The sequence below is a fragment of the Nocardioides sp. CPCC 206348 genome, from assembly GCF_048654705.1.
In the GTDB taxonomy this organism is placed as follows: Bacteria; Actinomycetota; Actinomycetes; order Propionibacteriales; family Nocardioidaceae; genus Nocardioides.
This window is the reverse complement of sequence record NZ_JBMCZA010000029.1, coordinates 1-3,476: the sequence shown is the minus strand read 5'-3', so window position 1 is coordinate 3,476 and position 3,476 is coordinate 1. Positions and strand designations below refer to the sequence as shown.

The 3,476-nt window shown below is 65.3% G+C and carries 2 protein-coding genes and 1 pseudogene; 1 reads left to right on the top strand and 2 read right to left on the bottom strand.

The features are described from left to right. A pseudogene (locus ACOADB_RS00890) lies at positions 1-603 on the top strand (hypothetical protein); the annotation flags it as partial. Positions 604-622: 19 nt separating this feature from the next. On the opposite strand, the gene ACOADB_RS00885 reads toward ACOADB_RS00890, so the two are convergent. Both ACOADB_RS00885 and ACOADB_RS00880 read right to left on the bottom strand, forming a co-directional pair. Continuing rightward, complete coding sequence (locus ACOADB_RS00885) at positions 623-970, bottom strand: hypothetical protein (RefSeq protein WP_378596038.1); 348 nt, start codon at positions 968-970, stop codon at positions 623-625. 172 nt (positions 971-1,142) lie between these two features. After that, the coding region (locus ACOADB_RS00880) for a UvrD-helicase domain-containing protein (RefSeq protein WP_378596037.1) at positions 1,143-3,476 on the bottom strand (2,334 nt) is incomplete at its 5' end.

The following is a 3,476-nucleotide window of genomic DNA, read 5'->3' as shown; positions in this document are numbered from 1 at the left end:
ACCACGGTGCTTTGGCTGAATGAGCTCCACGACTTCGACATCCGGTGCGTCCGCATGAGTCCCTACGTCCTCGGTGACCGTCTCCTTCTGGACGTGCAGCAGGTCATTCCGCTTCCCGAAGCGTCGGCCTACACCGTGCGGGTCCGGGAGAAGGAGAACGCTGCGCGCCACGCCACGGGGGAGAGCAACGCGGACCGAACCAAGTTCGTCGTCCAGTTGCCCGGCATGACGACAGAGGCTCTTCCGAAGCGGTGGGCGATGCTGCGACTCGTCGAGGGTCTGGCGGCTGCAGGGGTCAGCATGGAGGACGTCAAGAGCATCCTGCCGCCCTCGAAGTTGCTTCAGGTGGACGGTGTGCACGACGACACCGATGTCTTGTGGGCCGCGATCCAGGCTGCAACGGGCAAGCCCGACGACAACCGCAAGCGGTGGCACCTCTCCGATCCGATCCTCGACGAGAATCAGACGTGGGTACTCAACAACAACTGGGGCACCAAGACGCGAGGTTTCTTCAAGGCGTTGCTGGCCATCGCTCCGGCGGGCTTTGCCGTCAGCGAGGCTGATGCACCGCCGCACGCCGAGGTGACGACTGGCGGACTTTAGTCCGCCGACCCGCTTCTCCTCAATCCCACTCGCTCGCATACATCGGTGCCGGCGGCTGTTCTCTGGTGGCACTGAGTCTGATGAGGTCTGACCACAGAACCTCGCCGAGTTCATACGACAGAACCAGGCCCGCGAGGTCGTCGAGCAACCGGCCGAGGACCCGGTCGTGGTGATCAGGGAGGTCCTCGAATGCCATCCGGTGCGTGCCGTAGAGACTGTTGATCTCCGGCGGCGCTTCCATCATCCCGTCGAACGTGCTCACAGGTGCGCCGAGGAGCTCGGCGGTGTTCTGAAGTGTGTAGACCAGACCGCCCGGCAGTCCGCGGTCGAGCCGTTCTCTTGCCAGAATGCCGATCGCGTCGAGCACATTTCCGCCCCAGTCCTCGAGATGGGAGCCGTGCGCGACACCTTCCGCGGCGGTCAGGAGGTCAGCTCGTGGGAAGATGATTCGGCGTCGGTCATGTACAGCTCCTAGTGTTCGGCGAACGTGGTCGGATTTTAGGCGTCGAACCCGACTGAATTTCGATCGAACCGCGACCTCAGAGGTCGACGATGTGACACCCAGCCGGGTGCAGGAACAGCAGCTTCTCCGCGATCGGACCGGTGACGCTCGCCAGCAACATCGTTCGATACGCCGCAAGTTGGGGCCGATAGAAAGCGGTCTTCGAAGCCAGGTTCTGTTCACTGACGACATCAGTCTTGTAGTCGACAACGACCAGTGATCCGTCGTCCTCGCGATAGAGCAGGTCGATGATGCCTTCCATGACCTGGCCGTCGTCAGTTGGAGCGCCGACGTAGATCTCGCGCCAGTTCTCGCGATCGGCCGCGCGGCGAACGATGTCACTGGCCAGCGCCGAGCGCACCAGGTTGACCACTACGTCGTAGAACTCGGGAATGCCCTCGGCGAGGACCTGCGCTTGCGCGCCGTCTTCGAGACCGTCGCCCGTCTGCAGGTCGACGGACTGGAGTACGGCGTGGACAGCGCGCCCGACTGCGGAGCCGTAACGGCCCTTCGACCATGGCGGAAGATCGAGGTCGCGGGCTCCCTTCGCCGTGCCGGGTTCGGGCGCGTGCAGCACTACGGCAGGGTCGGTTCCCTCGAGGCCTGAGGCCGTGATCGTCGTTGTACGACGGCTGTTGGCTTGCGCCTTCGCGACGGTCCGCAGCCAAGCCTCGAACTCCGGTGGAGGAGCGGCGCGATCCGGCCTCTGAACCTGGAGAACCGGCGGCCCGGCAGCCTCAAAGTGCGCGGGGTTCCCAAGGAGGGCGCCGCCGGCCGACTCGATGAGCTCGGCGGGGCTCGGCTCCTCGGCTCCGTTCACACTGCGATGCATCGAGACCACCAAGTGGTCGCGGGCTCGCGTCGCTGCCACGTACAGCAGCCGCGTTCGTTCGAGGAAACCCATCGACTCATCGATCGCTGCCAAGGTTTCGAACAGCGGATCCTGCAAGTCCCTGTTGAGGCTCACGGTGTAGTTGTGTTCGCTCCAGAGCAGGCGGACGCCGAACTGTCGCTTCGTCCGGGTCGTCATGCCGCTCATGATCACGATCGGGAACTCGAGACCCTTGGCAGCGTGGACGGTCATGACACGGACGGCGTCGACGTCGGTCTCGGGCAGGATCGCCTCGGAGACCCGGGACTTCTCCTGCGCCTGGTGCGCAACCCAGGCGAGGTAGTTGCGCAGCCCACCGTGCGCCACCTCGGTCCAGGCGCGGGCCTGGTCGACCACGTAGCGAACACGCCGCCACGTGTCACGGGTGCGCGGCAGGTGGAGACCGATCTCCAGCAATCGGCGATCGTCCACGATGCGGGCCAAGACTTCGCTGGGCGTGAGCCAGCGCGCAGCACGGTGCAAGCCACGGAGGTAGTCCAATGATTGCCCGACAGGGCCTGCGGCCAACGACTCGCTGGGAGAGGTGGCAAATAGATCGATCCGGCCGCCAGCGAACCTCCATGCCCACAGGTCGTCGTCTCCGCAGGCGAAGAGCGGTGAGCGCAGCGCGGCGACGAGGGCGAGAGCATCAGAGGGATCTGCGATGGCTCGGGCGGTGATCAGCAGGTCACGGATCTCGGGCGCCTCGTAGACCAGCGACATGGACTCGGCGCGGAAATGGACGCCAGCGGCGTCGAGTGCTTCCTCGAGCCTCGGCATGGACGTCCGCGACGGTAGGAGTACGGCGATGTCGGCCTTTCGGGCGGGGCGCCACTCCTCCTTGATTTCGTCGAAGACTGTCCAGCCCTCGTCGAGGATCTTGTTGACGACGCCCGCGACGTCCGCGGATTCGAGGGCGCGCAGTCCATCGGCGTTGATCTCGCCGTGTTCTTCGGCACCGAGAACGGTCACCGGCGGCCCGACGAGCGCTGGGTCTTCCGGACGGTGCGCGATCAGCGCCTCATAGGCCGGCTGCGCATCCTCCTCGTACTGGATGAGAGTCTCGAACACGCCGTTGACCCAGCCGATCACGGCGGGGCCCGAGCGGAAGTTCGTGGACAGGGTGGCCCGCTCGCCGAGGACTTCCTGCGTGTTGAGGTACGTCGCGATGCTGGCCCGCCGGAAGCGGTAGATGGACTGTTTGGCGTCGCCGACCACGAACAGTCGTCCTTCGGGTATGACGACGTCGCGCCAGTCGGGCGCATTCGCATCGCGGCCGCCGGCGATCCGCACGGCGAGTTCGATCTGAATAGGGTCGGTGTCCTGGAACTCGTCGAGCAGCAGGCGCTCGTAGCGAGCGTGCAGGGTGGCTCGGGTTTCCGAGGAGCGGTTGAGCAGGTCGCGGCTGAGTACGAGGAGGTCGTGGAACTCCAGCTGTCCGCTCCGTCGGCGGTCGTCAGCTTCGGCGAGCACCTTGCTCCCGGCCCAGTGAGTCAGGTG